Genomic DNA, 18,604 nt, shown 5'->3' with positions numbered 1-18,604 from the left:
CGCGCGGCGGGGGCGCCGCCGCCCCCCGCGCCCCGGGCCGCGCCAGCCCACCCTCCCCCAGCTGACGCTGGGGGAGGGTGGGTGGGCGCGGCACCGCACGGCCGCAGGCCGGCACGCGGCTGCGCCGCGCCGGGCCCCGCGGGCCGCCGGCCGCGCGTTAGCGGAAAGGGTGGGCGGGCGGGGAGACAGAGGCCGGTCTAAAGGCCCGGCGCGCCCCAGACGGGGAACCAGCGGGAGAGGTCCGGTTCCAGCCGCAGGTCGTTCGTCAGGAGGGCCCGCGCCTGGAGTTCCAGTTCGTTGTCGCGCCGCTCCCCCGCCCCCACCACCGGCGCGAAGGGGTAGAAGGTGCCGCGTTTGTACAGGTAGACCAGTGCCAGCGGCCGCTGTTCCGCGTCCCGGAAGCCGACCAGCGAGCACAGCAGCTGCGGGCCGAAGCCCGCGTCCCGCAGGAGGGTGTTCACCGCGTGCAGGTCGTTGACGAGCGTGGTGACGTCGTCCGGCGACTGCCGGGCCAGCAGCCAGGTGTAGCCGTAGGAGTCCTGGCTGAACTCCACCGGCAGGCCGCCCGTGGCCGTGTCGGCGTCCAGCAGTTCCCGCACCTCGTCCCGCACGCGCGAGAACGCGCCGCCCTCGACGCTGGCGAAGCAGACGGAGCCGAGGCCGGTCGGCAGGAAGCCGGCGCCGGCCTGGAGCGTGATCGCCGCGGAGGGGATCGCGAACAGCTGGTCGAGGTCGGGGCGGACCGGCTTGCTGCGGCCCAGGATCACGTCGAGGAAGCCCATCGGTGGATCACCGCGATCGGTCAGGGCCGGCCGAGCTCCGTGGAGAGCTTGGCCAGCCGCTCGAGGCGCTGTTCGAGCGTGGGGTGGGAGGAGAGGAGCCGGCCGAGGCCCTCCCCGGACAGCGCGGGGGCGAAGAAGAAGGCGTTGAACGGCTCGGCCTGGCGCAGGTCGCGCGTCGGGATCCTGGCCATCTGTCCTGAGACCTTGGTCAGCGCGGAGGCGAGCGCCGAGGGGCGGCCGGTCAGCAGGGCGCCGGCGCGGTCGGCGGACAGCTCGCGGTAGCGGGAGAGCAGGCGGGTGAGCAGGAAGCTGATCACGTAGACGACGGCGCTGACGAGCGGGACGAGCAGCAGCAGCGCGTTGTTGTTGTTGCGGGAGCGACCCAGGCCCGTCCACAGGGCTATTCGGGTGATCAGGCCGGCCAGCACGCCGAGGAACGAGGCGATGGTCATGACGGCGACGTCACGGTGCGCGACGTGGGACAGCTCGTGGGCGAGCACGCCCTCCAGTTCCTCGGGTTCGAGGCGGCGCAGCAGCCCGGTGGTGGCGCAGACCAGCGACTTCTTCTGGCCGCGGCCGGTGGCGAAGGCGTTGGGCACGTCGGTGTCGGCGATGGCGACCCTGGGCTTGGGCATGTCGGCCAGGGCGCACAGCCGGTCGACGGCGCCGTGCAACTCCGGCGCCTGCTCGGGCGTGACCTCGCGGGCGCCCATGCTGTACGCGGCGATGCGGTCGCTGAACCAGAACTGGGCGAAGAAGAGACCGCCCACGATCACCACGATCAGCGGCCACGACTTGCCGAGCAGCACGATCAGGACGCCGACCAGCACGACGTAGAGCAGGCCGAGGAAGAACATGGTGAGCACCATGCGGTTCGTGAGCCCGCGGTCCGGGGCGAAACGGGTGCGCGACATCTGACACCTCCCTTCACCCACCAAAGTAAAACAGTGGGGGTGAAAACGGCGCAAAGGGCCGATAAGGAGGAGATCAGGGATCGACTCTCGCCGCCACCGGCAGGTGGTCGCTCCCGGTGGCCGGCAGCGTCCAGGAGGAGACCGGTTCGAGGTCGCGCACCAGGATCTGGTCGATCCTGGCCATCGGGAAGCCGGCCGGCCAGCTGAAGCCGAAGCCGGCGCCGGCGGCGCCCTGGGTGGAGCGCAGCTCGGAGGTGAGGGGGGCGAGCGCACCGTCGTTCATGGTGCCGTTGAGGTCGCCCGCGAGCACCGTGCGCGGCAGTTCCTCGGCGGCGATGGCGTGGCCGAGCAGGTCGGCGGCGTCGTCCCGCCGCTCGGCGGTGAAGCCGGCCCTGAACTGCACGCGCACGGACGGCATGTGGGCGACGTAGACGGCGACCTCTCCGATGCCCTCCACCTCGACGGAGGTCCGCATGGCGCGCACCCAGCCGATGCCGATGTCCACCGGCTGGGCCTCGGTGAGCGGGTAGCGGCTCCAGAGTCCGACGGTGCCCTGTACGGCGTTGTAGGGGTACGCCTCGGCCAGCTCCTCCTCGTAGGTGCTTACCGCGCCCTGCGGCAGTTCCTGGAGGGCGACCAGGTCGGCCCCCGAGTCGACCAGGTCGCGGGCGGTGCCGGCCGGGTCGGGGTTGTCGGCGTCGACGTTGTGGCTGACGACCATGAGCGCGCCGCCGCCGGAGGTCTTGTCGGCGAGCAGCCCGCCGAACAGGTTGAGCCAGACCAGGACCGGCACGAGCACCGCGACCACGGCGGTGACGGAGCGGCGCAGCACGGCGCACAGCACGAGCGGCGGGATGGCCAGGCCCACCCAGGGCAGGAAGGTCTGGAGGAGGCTGCCGAGGTTGCCGATGGTGTTGGGGACCTTGGAGTGGAGCGTCATCAGCAGGGCGAGGGCCAGGGCGAGGCCGGCCGGCCACCAGCCGCGGCGCCACCGGCCGACGCGGTCGCTCCAGCGCGGCCGCGCGGGTCGGCAGGCGGGAGGGGCGGTCTCGCCGCCCTCTTCCGGGCCCTGACCCGGTTCGGTGTCCGGGGTGTACAACCGTGCCATGCGCTGCCCTCGCTGCCCGTCGCGCTTTCGCTCCGGGGAACCATAGTCGAGCCCCGGTCACGCCGAAGCACAAGACGGTTACCAGGATGTGTGGGGTTCCCGGGGCTGCCGACCTGGTGCGACGATGGAGGTCGATCCGGGGACGCCGGCATGGCGCCTCGAGACGACCTGAACAGGAGCAGCGTGATGACGCAGCACACGACTGCCCAGGCGCCGGCCGCACGGCCGGAGGTGCCAGGGCTCTACGGCGGCAAGCGGAGCCGGCGGATCACCGTGCGGGACATAGCGGCGGCGAAGCGGCGTGGGGAGCGGTGGCCGATGCTCACCGCCTACGACGCCATGACCGCTTCGGTGTTCGACGAGGCCGGCATCCCGGTGATGCTGGTCGGGGACTCGATGGGCAACACGCACCTGGGCTACGACAGCACGGTCCCGGTGACGCTCGACCAGATGGTGATGCTGTCGGCCGCGGTGGTGCGCGGCACCCGGCGGGCGTTGATCATCGGCGACCTGCCGTTCGGCTCGTACCAGGAGAGCGCCACCCAGGCGTTGCGCAGCGCGACCCGTCTGGTGAAGGAGGCGGGCGTGGGCGCGGTCAAGCTGGAGGGCGGCGAGCGGTCGGCCGACCAGGTGTCCCTGCTGGTGGAGGCCGGTATCCCGGTGATGGCCCACGTGGGTCTGACGCCGCAGTCGGTGCACGCCTTCGGCGGGCACCCGGTGCAGGGTCGGGGCGAGGAGGCGGCGCAGCAGCTGCTGCGGGACGCCAAGGCGGTGCAGGACGCGGGCGCGTTCGCGGTGGTGCTCGAGCTGGTCACGGCCGAGCTGGCCGCGGAGGTGACGCGGAGCCTGCACATCCCGACGGTGGGCATCGGCTCGGGTCCCGACTGCGACGCGCAGGTACTGGTGTGGACGGACATGGCCGGGATGACGGACTGGCCGGGCGGCCGGATGCCACGGTTCGTCAAGCAGTACGCACGGCTGCGCGAGACGCTGGGGGACGCGGCCCGGGCGTTCGCCGAGGACGTGGTGGGCGGCGCCTACCCGGCCGAGGAGCACAGCTTCCACTGAGTTCTGCGGAGTCGGCTCTCAGGCCCGGGACCGCCGCAGGTAGTACCAGGCCATGTTGGAGGAGAGCCCGGCCATCAGCACCCACACGACGCCGAGCCAGTTGCCGTTGACGAAGGACACGACGGCGGCGGCGACGGTCAGGACGAAGACCAGCAGGGCGAAGCCGGCCAGCCGGCGGTCCTGGGCGGCGCGGGTCGGCCGGCCGGTCTTGGTGTCGGTGGGCATGGTGGCTCCAGTCGGTTCGAGGGGTGCGGCACCCGGCGTGCGGTCTCATTGTCCGCGCGCCGGGTGGCCCGCCGCGACCGGCCCCCGGCCGTGTGCCGGGCGCCGGCCGTGGCTCAGATGTCGGTGAGCCGGACGCCGGCGTGGGCGCGGTAGCGGCGGTTGACCGAGATCAGGTTGGCGACCAGGGACTCGACCTGGTGGGCGTTGCGCAGCCGGCCGGCGAAGACGCCGCGCATGCCGGGGATGCGGCCGGCCAGGGCCTGGACGATCTCGCAGTCGGCGCGGCTGTCGCCGAGGACCATCACGTCGGTCTCGATCTTCTCGACGGCGGGGTCCTGGAGGAGCACGGCCGACAGGTGGTGGAAGGCAGCGGTGACCCGGGACTCCGGCAGCAGGGCGGCGGCCTGCTGCGCGGCGCTGCCCTGCTCGGGGACGATGGCGTAGGCGCCCTGCTTGTCGAAGCCGAGCGGGTTGACGCAGTCGACGACGAGCTTGCCGGCGAGCTCGGCGGTGAGCGAGGCGACGGTCGCCTCGTGGCCCTCCCAGGGGACGGCGATGATCACCACGTCGCTCTCCCGGGCGCAGCCGGCGTTGTCCAGGCCGCGCACGCCGTGGCCGAGCTCCGCGGCGGCGGTCTCCGCGCGCTCGGCGACGCGGGATCCGATGATGACTCGCTGGCCGGCCCTGGCCAGCCGGTAGGCGAGCCCCCTGCCCTGGTCGCCGGTGCCGCCGAGCACGCCGACCACGAGGTCGGAGACGTCGGGGAGTTGCCAGGGGTCCCGGGCGGGCGGCTTCGCCGCGTCGTGTGAGGTCATGCCTGAATCCTGCCACCCGGGGCTCGCGGTCCCGCCGCGGCTACCCGTCCCGTTCCGGCGCGCCGGTCCCGTCCGTCCCGTCCGCCTCGTCCGCCTCGTCGCGGTCGTTCCAGCGGGGGTCGTGGCGCCACTCGTCCTCGCGTTCGCGGGCGGTCTCCATGGCGTGCTCGGCCTCGCCCCTGGTGGCGTAGGGGCCGAGTCGGTCCCTGGCGGGGCACTGCTGTCCCTCCTCGACCGTCTGGTGGCGGAGGCAGTAGTACCACTCGCCGGGGCGTCCCGAGGGCTTGCGTCGAAAGAGTGCGGCCATGTCCCCATCCTGTCCGTCCCGACGTCCCCTGCCCAGCCGTGGAGTCCATAGACTCGAGCGCATGTCTGGCCAGTCTCTTCTCGTCCCCGGCAGGATCTCGGCGCCCCGTCGGGTGCCGTCCGCCATTCCGCGCCCCGAGTACGTGGGCCGCCCCGGGCCGACGCCCTACCGCGGTCCCGACGTGCGGGACGCCGAGACCGTCGAGCGGATGCGGGTGGCGGGGCGGATCGCGGCGCGGGCGATGGCGGCGGCGGCCGAGCACGTCGCGCCCGGCGTGACCACCGACCGCCTCGACCAGGTGGCGCACGAGTTCCTGTGCGACCACGGCGCCTACCCTTCGCCGCTCGGCTACCGGGGCTTTCCGAAGTCCATCTGCACCTCGGTGAACGAGGTGATCTGCCACGGCATCCCGGACTCGACGGTGCTGCGCGAGGGCGACATCGTGAACCTGGACGTCACGGCGTTCGTGGGCGGGGTGCACGGGGACACCAACGCGACCTATCCGGTGGGTGGTGTGGAGGCCCTGGACGAGGAGACGCGGCTGCTGGTGGAGCGCACCGGGGAGGCGCTGGCCCGGGCGATCAGGGCGGTGCGGCCCGGGCGCCGGATCAACGTGATCGGCCGGGTGATCGAGTCGTACGCGAAGCGGTTCGGCTACGGCGTGGTGCGGGACTTCACGGGGCACGGCATCCACACCTCGTTCCACTCGGGCCTGTTGGTGCCGCACTACGACGACCCGGGCGCGAACACGGTGATGGAGCCGGGGATGACGTTCACGATCGAGCCGATGCTGAACCTGGGCACCCACGAGTGGGACAAGTGGGACGACGACTGGACGGTGGTCACCAGGGACCGACGGCGCTCGGCCCAGTTCGAGCACACGCTGGTGGTCACGGAGGCGGGGGCCGAGGTGTTGACGCTGCCCTGACCGGCCCCTTCGGGTGGTTTGACGTCCCCTCAGGTTTACCGACGCCCTGTCGGCAAAAGCTTGACTTAGGTAAGCCTAAGTAGACACTATGGCGGTGCGCGACGACCTGTCGCGCGCCCGCCTACCGTCTCCGGAGGCCACCATGAGCCCGACCGCCACCGTCCCGTTCTCCACCCTGATCCGCGAGGCCTCGCAGCAGCAGCACACCGAGGCGGAGAACTCCTCGTTCATGAGCGACATGCTGGGCGGCCGGCTCGGGATCGCGGCCTATCGGGCCTACACCGAGCAGCTGTGGTTCGTGTACCGGGCCCTGGAGGGGGCGGCCGACCGGCTCGCCGGCGACCCGGTGGCCGGCCCGTTCCTGCGGCCCGAGCTCTTCCGCACCGCGGCGCTCGAGCGGGACCTCGACCACCTGCACGACGGCGCCGACTGGCAGGCCGCGCTGCGCCCGCTCGCCGCCACCGAGACCTACGCGGCGCGGGTGATGGAGGTCGCCCGCGACTGGCCGGGCGGCTATGTCGCCCACCACTACACCCGCTACCTCGGCGACCTCTCCGGCGGCCAGGTCATCCGCGGCACGGCCGAGCGGACCTGGGGCTTCACGCGGAAGGGCGACGGGGTGCGGTTCTATGTCTTCGAGGAGATCGCCAACCCGGCCGCGTTCAAGCGCGAGTACCGGGAGCTGCTCGACGCGCTGCCGGTCGAGGGCCCCGAGCGGCTGCGCATCGTGGACGAGTGCAGGCGCGCCTTCTCGCTCAACACCGCGCTCTTCCACGCGCTCGGCGAGGCGGCGGGCACCCCGACCCGGTAGCCGTTTTCGGTGACTTTTCCCGATAAGAGCGTTTTAGGCTTTGCGGTGGAATGCGGGCGCGCGAGTCTGAGCCCAGGCACTCGGCGCTCATGCGCAGGGCATTCAAGGAGTTCAAGGAGTCGTCCTGGGCACGTCCATCCGCAGAGCACGCGCACGACGAAGCGGGTTCTGCGTCATCACCGTCCTGCTGGCCGCGGCGTGCGGCTCGGGTGACGGCTCGGCCTCGGTCGCTCCCCAGGAGGTGGGCCCGGCCAAGGGCTCCATCACCTGGTACGCGATCAACTTCGGTCCCGACGGGCTGCCCCAGCGGCTCGTCGACGCCTTCGAGGAGGAACACCCCGACATCTCCGTGACGTACCAGGCCGCGCCCAACAACACGGACACCATGCGCGCCACCCTCACCACGGAGATCTCCGGCGGCTCGGGCTCCATCGACGTCTACAACGGCGACGTCGTCTGGCCGTCCCAGTTCGGCTCGGCGCAGCTCGCCATGCCGCTCGACGCCCACCTGCCGGACGACTTCTGGGACCGCTTCCCGAAGGAGCGCGCCGACGTCGCGCTGCACGACGGCGAACACCTGGCGGCCCCGCTGTACGTCGACACCGGCTTCCTCTTCTACCGCGCCGACCTGCTGGAGAAGCACGACCTGCCGGTCCCCGAGACCTGGGAGGAACTGGCCGACACCGCCGCGAGGCTCCAGCGGGCGGGCGACGTGCGCTACGGCTATGTCGCCCAGTGGGCCAACTACGAGGGCCTGACCGTCAACTGGACCGAGCTGTCGGCCGCGGCCGGCGGCCACAGCGTCAACGACGGCGCCGCGGCCATCGACTCCCCGGAGAACCGCCGGGTGCTCGACTTCATGCGCGGCCTGCTCGACGAGGGCGTGGCGCCCGCCGCGATGACCAGCTTCCAGGAGCAGCAGTCGCTGCAGACCTTCGTGGAGGGTGAGGCCGCCTTCCACCGCAACTGGTCGTACGCCTGGAGCGAGGCCAACACCCCGGAGTCCCCGATCGCCGGCAAGGTCGGCGTCAGCGCCCTGCCCGCCTTCGAGGGCGAGGACCGGCCGGGGCCCTCCGGCACCGGCGGCTGGAACCTGATGATCAACCCGCACAGCGACGCCATCGGCGCGGGGCTGGCCTTCATCGAGTGGATGACGGGCCCGACCGCCCAGCGGATGCTGGCCGAGAGCTCCGTGCTGCCGGCGGTCGGCGAGGTGCTCAACGACCGCGAACTGCAACGCGACAACCCGACGCTGGCCGCCGCCGCGCGCGTGCCGCTGGTCTCCCGCCCCTCGGACTCGCCGCGCTACGCCCAGGTCAGCAACGGCATCTTCACCAACATCAACGGCTCGCTCGCCGGCTCCGTGCCCCCCGACAGCGCGCTGCGCGCGGCCCAGCACGACATCGGCAAGGCCCTGAAGGGCCGCGCGCTGTGAGCGCCCGGGACGCGCGCCGGGTGCCGCGTCGCCCGCCGGATCTGAAGGGGGGCGTCGGGTGAACGAATCCCCCGCGTCGGCCAACCCGCCGGACGACGAGGACGGCCAGGCCATCCCCTACAGCGGAGCGCCCGGGCGCGACCGCGACGTCCCGCTGCGCCCCGTCCCGGCGGGCGCCCCGGGCGCGCCGTCGCCGGCCCCCGAGCCACCGCGCCCCGACCGGCCGCGCCGCCGGGGGATCCCGCACCCCAGCCACCACAGGACCGCGCTCGAACGCCGCTTCGCCCGCCTCGGCTGGATCTTCGCGACGCCGGCGCTCGTCGTGGTGCTGGCCGTCACGCTCTTCCCGATCGCGTTCTCCGTCGCCATGAGCCTCAGCGACGTCCAGGTCTCCTCCGACGGCTTCCGGCTCTCCGGGATCACCACCGACAACTACACGATGCTGCTCGGCTCCGAGCGCTGGCGCGAGGCGCTGCTGTTCACCGTGCTGTACACCGTCGGCACGGTCCTCGCCGAGCTGGTGCTCGGCACCCTCATCGCCCTCGTCCTCGAGCGACTCAGCGCCGGCCGGGGCTGGATGATGGCGCTGCTGCTGCTCCCCTGGGCCATGATCACCGTGGTCTCGGCGCAGCTGTGGGCGTACATGTACAACGGCGTGTACGGGGTGCTGACCTCGGTCGTCGAGGGGCTGACCGGCTCCGCGCCGCAGTTCCTCGGCACGCCGGGGCCCGCGATCGTGTCGATGGCCGTCGCCGACATCTGGAAGACGACCCCGTTCGTGGCGATCATCGTGCTCGCCGGCCTCATGATGCTGCCGCGCGATGTCACCGAGGCCGCCCGGGTGGACGGCGCCGGGCCGTGGACCGCGTTCTGGCGGGTCAGGCTGCCGCTGCTGCGGCCCGCGCTGACCATCGCCGTGCTGTTCCGGATCCTCCAGGCCTTCGGCATCTTCGACCTGCCGTTCGTGCTCACCGGCGGCGGCCCGGGCGACGCGACGGAGTCCCTGGCGCTGCTCGGCTGGCAGGTCATGTTCACCAACCTGGACTTCGGCCCCGGCGCCGCCGTGGCCGCGAGCACCGCCGGCCTGGTGCTGCTCGGCTGTCTGGTGTTCCTGCGGGCGTTCCGGGCCCGCGTCGGCGACGAGGAGGGCGGGGCATGACGGCGACGGCGACGACGGCGCCACGGGAGGCGTCCCGCGGGCGGCGGCTGCGGTCGGTGCTGAGCTGGCCCAACGCGGCCGCGCTGGTGATCGCCGCCTTCGTGGCGGCCCCGCTCTACTGGATGGCCACCACCTCGCTGAAGCCGGCCGAGGAGATCGGCACCCACCCGCCCACCGCCTGGCCGGACAACGCCACCTGGGCCAACTACCGGGACGCCTTCACCGACAACCACTTCGGGGTCTACCTGCTCAACTCGGTGGTGGTCTCGGTCCTCGCCACCCTGCTGGTGCTCAGCCTCAGCTCGTTCGCCGGCTACGCGCTGGCCCGGCTGCCGCTGCGCGGCAAGGCACCCATCATGGTGGCGCTGCTGATGATCTCCCTCTTTCCCACCATCGCGCTCGCCGCGCCGTTGTTCCTGCTCATGCGGGACATCGGCTGGCTCAACAGCTACCAGGGCCTGATCCTCGTCTACACGGCGCTCAACGTCCCGTTTGCGGTCTGGATTCTGCGGAACTTCTTCCAGGGCATCCCCAAGGAGATGGAGGAGGTGGCGTGGGTGGACGGCGCCTCGCCGCTGCGTACCGTGCTCTCGGTGATCCTGCCGCAGGCCACGCCCGGCGTGTTCACGGCGGCGATCTTCACGTTCACCGCCTGCTGGACGGAGTTCCTGATCGCGTTGACCCTCAACACCGCCGACCGGTACCGGACCATGCCGGTGGGGCTCGCGCTGTTCGGCAGCCAGTTCACCGTCCCCTACGGGACGATCTTCGCCGCCGCCACCGTCTCGGTCCTGCCCATCGCCGTCCTGGTCCTGATCTTCCGGCGCGCCGTGGTCTCCGGGCTGACCGCGGGTGCCGTCAAGGGCTGAGCGAACGTCCCAGAACCGCGAGCCGACCTGACGAGCCGACCTACGAGAGGTGTGCCGCTGCCATGTCGTCCTTCCGTCCCGTTCCGTCCTGGCTGGCCGACGCCGTGCTCTACCAGATCTACCCACAGAGTTTCGCCGACTCCAACGGCGACGGCGTCGGCGACTTCCGGGGCGTCACCGAGCACCTGGACCACCTCGCCTGGCTCGGCGTCAACACGGTCTGGCTCAACCCCTGCTTCGCCTCGCCGTTCCGCGACGCCGGCTACGACGTGTCCGACTACCTCGCCCTGGCCCCCCGCTACGGCACCGACGACGACCTCGCCGCGCTGGTGGAGGCCGCGCGGGGGCGCGGCATCCGGGTCATGCTCGACCTGGTCGCCGGGCACACCTCCGACCAGCACCCCTGGTTCGTCGCCGCGGCCAACGACCCGGGCAACGACCGCTACATCTGGGCCGAGGGCCAGCCGCCGCGCTTCGTGCCGTCCCCCGGCAGCCGCCCCGGCAGCTACCTGCCGAACTTCTTCGACAGCCAGCCGGCGCTCAACTTCGGCTACGCCCGCAGCGATCCGGACGAGCCCTGGCGCCAGCCGATCGACGCGCCCGGGCCCCAGGCCAACCGGATGGCGCTGCGCGGCGTCATGGACCACTGGCTGCGGCTCGGCCTCGCCGGCTTCCGCGTCGACATGGCGCACTCGCTGGTCAAGGACGACCCCGAACTGGCCGAGACCTCGAAGCTCTGGGCCGAGCTGCGGCGCTGGCTCGACGACACCCACCCGGAGGCGGCGCTGCTCGCCGAGTGGGGCGACCCGTCGGTGTCCGTGCCGGCCGGCTTCCACTCCGACTTCTTCCTGCAGTTCGGCGGCCCGTCCGACGGGCTGCCGCTGCGTTCGCTGTGGAACAACAACCAGGGCACGGTGGCCGACCACTGGACGCAGCGGCACTGCTTCTTCGACGCCGAGGGCGGCGGCACGGCCGAGACGTTCGTCCAGGCCTGGACCGAGGTGAGCTCGCTGATCGGCGACCGCGGGTACATCTCGCTGCCCACCGCCAACCACGACTTCTCCCGGCTGGCCTGCGGCCCACGCACCGCCGAGCAGCTCCCGGCCGCGTTCGCGTTCCAGCTCACCTGGCCCACGCTGCCCGCCATCTACTACGGCGACGAGATCGGCATGCGGTTCGTCCCCGACCTGCCGGACCACGAGGGCAGCCGGCTCGGCGAGCACTACAACCGGGCCGGCTCCCGCACCCCGATGCAGTGGGACGACTCCCCCAACGCGGGCTTCTCCACCGCCCCGGCGGACCGGCTCTACCTGCCGATCGACCCCGACCCGAACCGCCCGACGGTGGCCGCGCAGCGGGCCGACGAGGGCTCGCTGCTGCACCTGGTGCGGCGGCTCATCACGCTGCGGAAGGCGACGCCGGAGCTGGGCGCGGGCAGCCAGGTCGAGGTGCTGCACACCGGCTACCCGCTGACGTACCTGCGGGGCGGACGCTTCCTGATCGTCGTCAACCCGCGCCGCGCGCCGGCGACGTTGGCGCTGCCGCGCCCCGAACTGGCGGCGGTACGGCGCGTGGAGGGCACCGGCGTCACGGTCGACGACACCGGCATCACGGCCGAGGGCTTCGCCTTCGGCATCTTCTCGCTCTGAGGGGCGCCGTGCAGCGGCTGTGCCGCGGCCCCGCGCTCCGCGCGGTTTCCCCCACCCACCCGCCCTTCCCGCTGACGCGGCCCGGCACGCGCTGCGCGCGGGCCGGGCCGGGCCGAGACCCGGCGCTGCGCGCCGGGGCCTGCCGGCCGCCGGCCGCGCCGCGCTCCGCGCGGGGTTCACCGTCCCCCGCCCGCCCATTCCCGGTGACGCGGGTCGGGCCGGGCTGCCCAGGAAGGGCGGGTGGGTGGGGGAAACCCCTCACGGACTGCAGTCGCAGCAGCAGCCGTCGCAACACCCACCGCCGCCACCCGACCCACCACCGCCGCCGCCACCGCCACCGCCACCGCACTGGCAGCAGTCGCAACAGTCACAGCAATCGCAGAGGTCGTCGCACTTCCGGCACCAGCCCTCGCGCCGCTTCTTGCCGTTCCACGGGTCCTCGTACTCCTTGCGGCAGCACACCTGGCACGTGCAGAACAGCCGCGTCCACTCCGCGCAGCCGGCCAGCAGGCCGCGGCGTCGCGGCAGGCGGCGCGTCATGGGGTCCTCGGTGAAGGCGCGGACCACGGCCCGGTCCAGTTCGTGGACGAGCAGCGCGTGGGCCAGCCGGTCGTCGACGAGGTCGACGTCCCGCAGGGCGAGTCGGACGCCCCGCACCGCGTCGTCGCACAGCCGCCTGACCTCCGGCAGCGGCGTGCCGGTGGCGTCGATCGGGTTCCAGGCGCCGGCCGCGCGGTCGGCGTCCAGGTCCTCGACCGCGTCCAGCAGGTGGGCCACCCGGCCGAAGAGGCGGCCGGCCTCGGCGAGCGGCGCCTCGTTGGCCGGCCGGCCGGCGAGCAGCGCGGTGTGGCCGAACGCGGCGCCCGTCGCGCTCTCGGTCGGTTCGGTGACCGCGAGCAGCGGCGTGCCCGGGCCGGCCAGCGCCTCGACGTCCTGCTGCCGGTCCACCGCCTCGACCAGCACCGCCGTGTCGAAGCCGACGCCCGCCGCGCCCCTGGCCCCCGCCCGGTCCCAGACCCGCGCCACCCTGCGGGCCGCGGCGGCGACCGGGCGACGGGCCAACACCCCGTCGCCGTCGGCCACATGGTCGCGGATCTTGGCCGAGGCCAGCACCAGCGAGACGGCCGCGGCGAGTTGGGCGCCGGCGCCGTCCGCGACCGACGCGCTCCGCATGCCGCGCAGCGGGCAGGGCCCGGCCTGCCGCCAGCGGTCGCCGGTGTCCCCCGCCACCTGGGCGTCGTGGAGCACCGATATCAGCAGGCCGTCGTAGTTGGTCGCGGTCCGCGCGGCCTGGCCGTGGACCCGGCGCAAGGCCAGGCAGAGTCCGCAGAGATGGCCGAGCCACGCGGCGGCGAGGCCGTCGGGCAGCCGGTGCCGACACGGCCTGATGATTCCGAACACACGTCCTCCCCCGTTGGTGCGCCCCATCGTGCAGCCTACTTGCCGAGCGCGTCCTCGTACCCCCGGCTGATCCGCTCCTCGGCGCCCGGGTAGCTCTTGGTCTCGATCTCGGAGACGGCGTTCATGAGGTCGCTGTAGACGGTGTCGGGCGAACCGGCCTGCGGCAGGCCGCTGTTGTCCCGGCCGTAGTAACGGTCGAGGTTCTCCTGGGCGTTGCCGTAGTCGGCGGCGAGCGCGGCGTGGGCGACCAGGGCCCTGACGTCCCAGTCGCCGGACTCGATGGCGTCGATCTCGGCCAGTTGCTGCGGCGTCAGCTCCACCGGCCCGAGCGCACCGCGCACGGCGGCGGTGAGTCCGTAGGCGCCGAGGGCGACCCCGGCGCTCACCGGGTTGCTGGCGCCGGCGAGGGTGGCGACGGCGCCGGCGCCGCTGGTCAGGCCGTTGAGCACGTTGGTCTCGAGCCGGGCGGGTTCGATGCCGTTGTCGATGGCCTGGATGTCGGCGTGCTCCACGAAGCCGGCGACCCGGCCGACCGCCTCCAGCGCGGCGGCCTCGCCGGTGCCGGAGCTGAACGCCTGGTAGGCGGTGAGCGCCTGCCACTCGCCGACGCCGGAACGGAAGTCGGAACGCACCGTGTCCATGGTGCCGTTCATCAGCTCGAAGAGGCCCTGCCGGTCCTCGCGGGAGAGTTGGAAGCCGTAGCGGTGGTCCTGGCCGAACAGGTTGGTGAACCGGCGGGCGTTCGGGTCGTCGGGGTTGGTGGGCTCCAGGAACTGGGAGCCGGCGTCGCCGGGGAACTGGGAGATCATGTTCATGTAGCGCAACGCGGTGTCGCCGATGGCGCGTTGCAGCCCCGAGTGATCCGAGCGGCCGAGCTCCTCCTGCGGGCTGTGCTCGGGCACCAGGATCCAGTAGTCGTGGTCGTCGACGTCCGACAGCAGGTTGAACGCCGCCTGCACGTACGGCTTCGCGGCGGCGTCGTTGTGGTCCACGCCCTCGGGGATGGTGGTGCCGCTGCGGATCAACTCGCCGACGCCGGTGCTGTCCTCCCACTCCTGGCGGAGCAACAGGTCGCGGAAGTCACCGTTGTTGAGCAGCCCGGCCGAGGCGTCGGTGTTGAGCGAGACGGCCTCCAGCAGCCCGCTGCTGCCGGTGTTGGACACCACCTCGGTGCTCATCGGGTGGTACTGGGTGGAGGTGGCCGTCTGGATGTCGACGGCCGCGGTGGCCAGGTCCCTGGCGAACGTGTCGCCCGGCGCGGTGGTCGCGTGAGACATCAGCTCGCCGAAGCCGTTGAACAGGCGCAGTTCCGCGGGGCTGAAGGTGGGCCCCGGGTAGTCGGTGCGGAACATGCCGCCGCCCTCGTAGTCGTAGACGAAGGCGCGGATGCTGGCGGGCACGGCGGCCCGCCCGGCCTCGGTGGCGACGTCGAGACCGCCGCGCTCGGGGTCCGTCAGCACGTTGATGCCGTTGGCGACGGCCTCCTGGGCACGGCCGACGGCCCGCATCCGCTCGGCGGCCGCGTCGCGCCCAGGGCCGTCCGCGAGGTCGTCGAGGTCGGAGTTGAGCTGGCCGAGCGCGGAGAGCGCCTGGACGTCGAGCCGGCCGTAGAACGTCGTGAGGTAGTCGCGCTCCGCCGCGGTGAGCCCGCGCGGGGCGCCCTCCAGGATCTGGGTGAGCCCCTCGGTGTAGAGGGCGAGCAGCTCCGGGTCGGGGCGCGGCTGGCGCAGCAGTTCGGCGAGGCTCTCGGCGGCGACCTCGGCGACCGTGGGCGAGGTCCACAGGTCGAGGGGGCCGCCGGTGGTGTCGAGGCCGAGCCCTTCGAGGAGCTGGCCCCACTCGGCGAGCTTGCGGGTGTACTGGTCGATGGCCTCGGTGATGTCGTCGTACGCGGCGCCGGCGTCGTCGGCCGCGGCGCGCAGGTGCTTGGCGCGGACCTCGCCCGGCAGGTCGTCCGGCAGGTGGTAGACGAGGTCGCCGCCCTGGAAGGTGGGCCGGGCGAGGACGCCCTTGCCGCCGTGCGTCACCCAGAGGGCGACGGGCGTGCCGAGCGCGGTGCGAGTGGTTCCGTCGCGGTTGGCCTGCGCGACGCGGTCGGTGAGGGCGCCCTGCCAGGCGTTCCACTCGTCGACCGCGGCCTGGACGTGCCGCTCGTACTTCTCTTCGAGCCCGCCGGGCTCGAACACCAGGCCGCGCACCTCGTCGCGGGTGTCGATGGCCTGGTTCATGGCCCTGACCAGGTGGTTCAGCACCTGGTCCAGGTCCTCGCCGTTGCCCTGAAGCCCCTCGGCCGTCTCGACGATCCGGCCCTCGGCGTCGACCAGGTGATCGCCGTCGAGCCCGCCGGACTCGGCGGCGACGCGCGTGGCCCGGGCCGCCAACTCGCCGGCGCCGTGCGCCTCGTCGGCCGCCCTGGCGTAGCTGGCGGCGGTGTCGGCCATGTCGTCGGGATCGATCTCGGTGCTGAACCGCTCGCACCGCTGCCAGGGCTGCTTCTTCGCCTCCGCCTCGACCTCCGCCCGCGTGAACGTCAGGTCAGCCACCGCGTACTCCCCCGAATCGCCGGCCGGTCACCACCCGCCGCCGACCCTAACCCTGGGCCGACCTCCCCGGCCTGGCCGTGACATGATCCTGCCGCGTCGCCCTGGCGGGCGGTGCCGCCCTGGCGGGCTGAGGGCCTTCGAAAGCACCCCCGCCCCGGACGGCGGAGGCCGTCGGAGGGCCCGCGCCGCCCGCGCGGCGAACCGCCGCCTTGGCAGGCGGGCCGCCCGTCGAAGGGACCCCAGTCCCGGACGGTGGAGGCCGTCGGAGGGTTCGAGCCGCCCGCGCGGCGAACCGCCGCCTTGGCAGGCGGGCCGCCCGTCGAAGGGACCCCAGTCCCGGACGGCGGAGGCCGTCGGAGGGTTTGAGCCGTTCGCGTGGCGAACCGCCGCTTCGGCGGGGGCCTGCGCCCGGTAGGCGACGGGGTGTTAGGGGCGAGGCCCCTCCGACCGCCCTGCGGGCGCCTGAGCCGGGCTCCTCCGAGGCCTGGCCGGTCGTCCGGCCCTCGCGGCCGGGTCCCCGCAGTTGTCGGGGCCCTCGGCCGGCCTCAGTTCGTGGGGGCGGAGGTCCCTTCGGGGCCTTGCCCCCGCCAGGGGGTCGCGCGGAGTTCGGACTCGCTCGCGTTCGCGCCCGTGCAGACGATGGCGACGCGGCGGGCGGTGAAGTGGATGGGGCGGGCCAGGAGGCCGGCGAGGGCCGTCGCGCCGGCGCCTTCGGCGAGGGTGTGGGCGTCGCGCATCAGCCGCCACTGGGCGTCGGCGATCGTGTCGTCGTCGACCAGCAGGAAGTCGGTCAGGTGGTCCCGCATGATCCGCTGGGGGAGGTCGAAGCCGGCGCCGGTGGCCAGGCCCTCGACGCGGGTGCGGATGGGGCGGGTGAGGAGGCGGCCGGCGTGCCAGGAGTCGTGCGCGGCGGGCGCGGCCGCGGACTGGACGGCGTAGACGCGACATCGTGGGGCGACCGCGGCCGCCACCAGGCAGGCGGCCGCCGCGCCGCTGCCGCCGCCGACGGGGACGATCAGCGCGTCGAGGTCGGGGGCCTGGTCGAAGATCTCCAGGTAGACGGTCGCGACGCCGGCGATCAGGTCCGGTTCGTCGGCCGCGCTGACCAGCCGCATGCCCCGCTCGGCGGCCACCCGCTCCGCGTGCGCCGCCGCCTCGCCGAGGTCGGCGCCGGCCTCGATCAGTTCGGCGCCGAGCGCCCGCACGGCCCGTGCCTTGGCCGGGTTGGGTTCGACCGGCATGACGATCACGCAGGGCGCCCCGAACCTGGCGGCCGCGTAGGCCAGTGACTGGGCGTGGTTGCCGGTGGAGTAGCCGACGATGCCGCGGGCGCGTTCGGCCGCGTCCATGCCGGCGAGGAGCGTGAGGCCGCCGCGCACCTTGAAGGCGCCGGTCGGCTGGGTGTTCTCGTGCTTGACCAGGACGGTGGTGCCGTGGCCCGCGGCCGCGTCGAGCGCCGGGTAGGACCACATCGGGGTCGGCGGCAGGTGGTCCGCGAGCAGCCGGCGGGCGCGCAGCGCGTCGGTGATGGTGGGTGCCTGGGCGGGCGGGGAGAGAACGGCCATGCAAGCACCGTGGCACGGCGGCGACCGATAGATCCAATGCTTGTTTTCTCTGGAAGTATCGATATTGCCTATGATTTGCCTGTGCTCGACCTGACCCGGCTCCGCGTGCTGGTCGCCGTCGCCCGTGAGGGCTCCGTGACGGCGGCCGCCGAGGCGCTGCACTACGCCCAGCCGTCCGTCAGTCATCACCTGGCCAAGCTGGAGGCCGAGGTCGGCGTGGTGCTGATACGGCGGGCCGGGCGGGGCGTGATCCTCACCGAGGCCGGCCGGCTGCTGGCGGCGCGCGCCGAGGAGATCCTGGGGCAGGTGGAGTCCGCACGCGCCGAGCTGGCCGCGCACGCCGGCCTGCGCGTCGGGCGGGTGCGGCTGGCCGCGTTCCCTTCGGCGCTGGCCACACTGGTGCCGGCCGCCGCGGCCCGGCTGGCGGCCGAGCATCCGGGGATCGAGCTGGCGCTGACCGAGGCCGAGCCGCCCGAGGCGCTGACCGCGCTGCGCAACGCGGATGTGGACGCGGCGTTGATCTTCGAGCACGACGATCCGGTGCGCGGCGACCGGCGCAACACGACGGTGACGCCGCTGCTCGACGAGCCGCTGTATCTGGTCACGGCCCGCGGCGGGAGTTGGCCGGGACCGCGCAGCGAGCTCGGCACGCACGCCGAGCAGAGCTGGATCGCCGGCTGCGAGCGGTGCCGGGAGCACCTGGTGTCGGTGTGCGAGCGGGCCGGGTTCACGCCGCGGATCACCTTCGAGACCGACGACCACGTGGCGGTGCAGGCGCTGGTGGCCGCCGGCCTCGGGGTGAGCGTGCTGCCGGGTCTCGCGCTCCAGGCCCATCGGAACGCGGGCGTGGTGACCGACCGGCTGCCCGGCGACCGGCGGCGGGTGTCGGTGGCGATCTACGGCGCGCCGCCGGCGGCCCGCCCGGTGCGGGCGTTCCTGGACGTGCTGGAGGCCACGGTTCGCGCGGACGGTTGGTGAGGGCCGCGCCGGCCGCCCTGGTGGTGGCGATGGTGGCGGCGGGCGCG

At 73.3% G+C, this 18,604-nt stretch carries 17 protein-coding genes; 8 read left to right on the top strand and 9 right to left on the bottom strand.

What is annotated here, in order from left to right; genetic code table 11:
- Positions 1-197 precede the first annotated feature (197 nt).
- The 3 genes from ACFWI8_RS23295 to ACFWI8_RS23285 all read right to left on the bottom strand — a co-directional run bounded on the left by ACFWI8_RS23295 (position 198) and on the right by ACFWI8_RS23285 (position 2,804).
- Positions 198-782 (bottom strand): hypothetical protein, encoded by a 585-nt coding sequence (locus tag ACFWI8_RS23295; RefSeq protein ID WP_387094778.1) that lies wholly within the window; start codon positions 780-782, stop codon positions 198-200.
- 20 nt (positions 783-802) lie between these two features.
- On the bottom strand, positions 803-1,696 hold the full coding sequence (gene htpX / locus ACFWI8_RS23290) for a zinc metalloprotease HtpX (RefSeq protein ID WP_311603563.1): 894 nt from the start codon (positions 1,694-1,696) through the stop codon (positions 803-805).
- A gap of 73 nt (positions 1,697-1,769) precedes the next feature.
- On the bottom strand, positions 1,770-2,804 hold the full coding sequence (locus ACFWI8_RS23285; RefSeq protein ID WP_387094775.1) for an endonuclease/exonuclease/phosphatase family protein: 1,035 nt from the start codon (positions 2,802-2,804) through the stop codon (positions 1,770-1,772).
- Positions 2,805-2,990: 186 nt separating this feature from the next.
- On the opposite strand from ACFWI8_RS23285, the gene panB reads away from it, so the two are divergent.
- Complete coding sequence (panB, locus tag ACFWI8_RS23280) at positions 2,991-3,872, top strand: 3-methyl-2-oxobutanoate hydroxymethyltransferase (RefSeq protein ID WP_311603567.1); 882 nt, start codon at positions 2,991-2,993, stop codon at positions 3,870-3,872.
- 18 nt (positions 3,873-3,890) lie between these two features.
- On the opposite strand, the gene ACFWI8_RS23275 is transcribed toward panB, so the two are convergent.
- The 3 genes from ACFWI8_RS23275 to ACFWI8_RS23265 all read right to left on the bottom strand — a co-directional run bounded on the left by ACFWI8_RS23275 (position 3,891) and on the right by ACFWI8_RS23265 (position 5,219).
- Positions 3,891-4,097 carry a hypothetical protein gene (locus tag ACFWI8_RS23275; protein ID WP_387094773.1) on the bottom strand — a complete coding sequence of 69 codons (207 nt, stop codon included), beginning with the start codon at positions 4,095-4,097 and terminating at the stop codon, positions 3,891-3,893.
- 113 nt (positions 4,098-4,210) lie between these two features.
- Complete coding sequence (gene npdG, locus ACFWI8_RS23270) at positions 4,211-4,912, bottom strand: NADPH-dependent F420 reductase (protein ID WP_387094771.1); 702 nt, start codon at positions 4,910-4,912, stop codon at positions 4,211-4,213.
- Positions 4,913-4,952: 40 nt separating this feature from the next.
- Positions 4,953-5,219 (bottom strand): hypothetical protein, encoded by a 267-nt coding sequence (locus ACFWI8_RS23265; RefSeq protein ID WP_387094770.1) that lies wholly within the window; start codon positions 5,217-5,219, stop codon positions 4,953-4,955.
- 61 nt (positions 5,220-5,280) lie between these two features.
- On the opposite strand from ACFWI8_RS23265, the gene map reads away from it, so the two are divergent.
- The 6 genes from map to ACFWI8_RS23235 all read left to right on the top strand — a co-directional run bounded on the left by map (position 5,281) and on the right by ACFWI8_RS23235 (position 12,070).
- Positions 5,281-6,147: a type I methionyl aminopeptidase gene (gene map, locus ACFWI8_RS23260; RefSeq protein ID WP_387094768.1), complete on the top strand. Its 867-nt coding sequence runs from the start codon at positions 5,281-5,283 to the stop codon at positions 6,145-6,147.
- A 142-nt stretch (positions 6,148-6,289) separates the two neighbouring features.
- A complete protein-coding gene (locus ACFWI8_RS23255) occupies positions 6,290-6,958 on the top strand; it encodes a heme oxygenase (biliverdin-producing) (protein ID WP_387094766.1) in 669 nt (222 codons plus the stop codon).
- A 241-nt stretch (positions 6,959-7,199) separates the two neighbouring features.
- Entirely contained in the window at positions 7,200-8,393 is a 1,194-nt protein-coding gene (locus ACFWI8_RS23250) for an ABC transporter substrate-binding protein (RefSeq protein ID WP_387094765.1), read from the top strand.
- Positions 8,394-8,451: 58 nt separating this feature from the next.
- A complete protein-coding gene (locus ACFWI8_RS23245; RefSeq protein ID WP_387094763.1) occupies positions 8,452-9,552 on the top strand; it encodes a carbohydrate ABC transporter permease in 1,101 nt (366 codons plus the stop codon).
- Positions 9,549-10,421 carry a carbohydrate ABC transporter permease gene (locus tag ACFWI8_RS23240; RefSeq protein WP_387094761.1) on the top strand — a complete coding sequence of 291 codons (873 nt, stop codon included), beginning with the start codon at positions 9,549-9,551 and terminating at the stop codon, positions 10,419-10,421. The genes ACFWI8_RS23245 and ACFWI8_RS23240 overlap by 4 nt, the downstream gene beginning before the upstream one ends.
- Positions 10,422-10,483: 62 nt before the next feature.
- Complete coding sequence (locus ACFWI8_RS23235) at positions 10,484-12,070, top strand: alpha-amylase family glycosyl hydrolase (RefSeq protein ID WP_387094759.1); 1,587 nt, start codon at positions 10,484-10,486, stop codon at positions 12,068-12,070.
- A 258-nt stretch (positions 12,071-12,328) separates the two neighbouring features.
- Here the strand turns inward: ACFWI8_RS23235 and ACFWI8_RS23230 are convergent, their stop codons facing one another.
- From ACFWI8_RS23230 to ACFWI8_RS23220, 3 genes are all read right to left on the bottom strand, one after another.
- The gene (locus tag ACFWI8_RS23230) at positions 12,329-13,471 is read right to left on the bottom strand and encodes a DUF5685 family protein (RefSeq protein ID WP_387094757.1); all 1,143 of its coding nucleotides are present in this window, start codon (positions 13,469-13,471) and stop codon (positions 12,329-12,331) included.
- Positions 13,472-13,506: 35 nt separating this feature from the next.
- Entirely contained in the window at positions 13,507-16,014 is a 2,508-nt protein-coding gene (locus ACFWI8_RS23225; RefSeq protein ID WP_387094755.1) for a hypothetical protein, read from the bottom strand.
- A gap of 545 nt (positions 16,015-16,559) precedes the next feature.
- Positions 16,560-17,579: a threonine/serine dehydratase gene (locus ACFWI8_RS23220; RefSeq protein ID WP_387094753.1), complete on the bottom strand. Its 1,020-nt coding sequence runs from the start codon at positions 17,577-17,579 to the stop codon at positions 16,560-16,562.
- Positions 17,580-17,660: 81 nt separating this feature from the next.
- On the opposite strand from ACFWI8_RS23220, the gene ACFWI8_RS23215 reads away from it, so the two are divergent.
- The gene (locus tag ACFWI8_RS23215) at positions 17,661-18,557 is read left to right on the top strand and encodes a LysR family transcriptional regulator (protein ID WP_387094751.1); all 897 of its coding nucleotides are present in this window, start codon (positions 17,661-17,663) and stop codon (positions 18,555-18,557) included.
- Positions 18,558-18,604 lie beyond the last annotated feature (47 nt).

This window comes from Streptomyces sp. NPDC127098 (assembly GCF_042722465.1).
Taxonomy (GTDB): Bacteria; Actinomycetota; Actinomycetes; order Streptomycetales; family Streptomycetaceae; genus Streptomyces; species Streptomyces millisiae.
Note: the sequence above shows the minus strand (reverse complement) of the source record. Positions and strands in the feature narration are given on the sequence as shown.

Bases quoted from the DNA above. Each gene is read 5' to 3' on its own strand.
- npdG (WP_387094771.1), bottom strand. From the start codon at position 4,912: ATGACCTCACACGACGCGGCGAAGCCGCCCGCCCGGGACCCCTGGCAA.
- ACFWI8_RS23240 (WP_387094761.1), top strand. From the start codon at position 9,549: ATGACGGCGACGGCGACGACGGCGCCACGGGAGGCGTCCCGCGGGCGG.
- htpX (WP_311603563.1), bottom strand. From the start codon at position 1,696: ATGTCGCGCACCCGTTTCGCCCCGGACCGCGGGCTCACGAACCGCATG.
- ACFWI8_RS23265 (WP_387094770.1), bottom strand. From the start codon at position 5,219: ATGGCCGCACTCTTTCGACGCAAGCCCTCGGGACGCCCCGGCGAGTGG.
- ACFWI8_RS23295 (WP_387094778.1), bottom strand. From the start codon at position 782: ATGGGCTTCCTCGACGTGATCCTGGGCCGCAGCAAGCCGGTCCGCCCC.
- ACFWI8_RS23285 (WP_387094775.1), bottom strand. From the start codon at position 2,804: ATGGCACGGTTGTACACCCCGGACACCGAACCGGGTCAGGGCCCGGAA.
- ACFWI8_RS23275 (WP_387094773.1), bottom strand. From the start codon at position 4,097: ATGCCCACCGACACCAAGACCGGCCGGCCGACCCGCGCCGCCCAGGAC.
- map (WP_387094768.1), top strand. From the start codon at position 5,281: ATGTCTGGCCAGTCTCTTCTCGTCCCCGGCAGGATCTCGGCGCCCCGT.
- panB (WP_311603567.1), top strand. From the start codon at position 2,991: ATGACGCAGCACACGACTGCCCAGGCGCCGGCCGCACGGCCGGAGGTG.
- ACFWI8_RS23255 (WP_387094766.1), top strand. From the start codon at position 6,290: ATGAGCCCGACCGCCACCGTCCCGTTCTCCACCCTGATCCGCGAGGCC.
- ACFWI8_RS23220 (WP_387094753.1), bottom strand. From the start codon at position 17,579: ATGGCCGTTCTCTCCCCGCCCGCCCAGGCACCCACCATCACCGACGCG.
- ACFWI8_RS23235 (WP_387094759.1), top strand. From the start codon at position 10,484: ATGTCGTCCTTCCGTCCCGTTCCGTCCTGGCTGGCCGACGCCGTGCTC.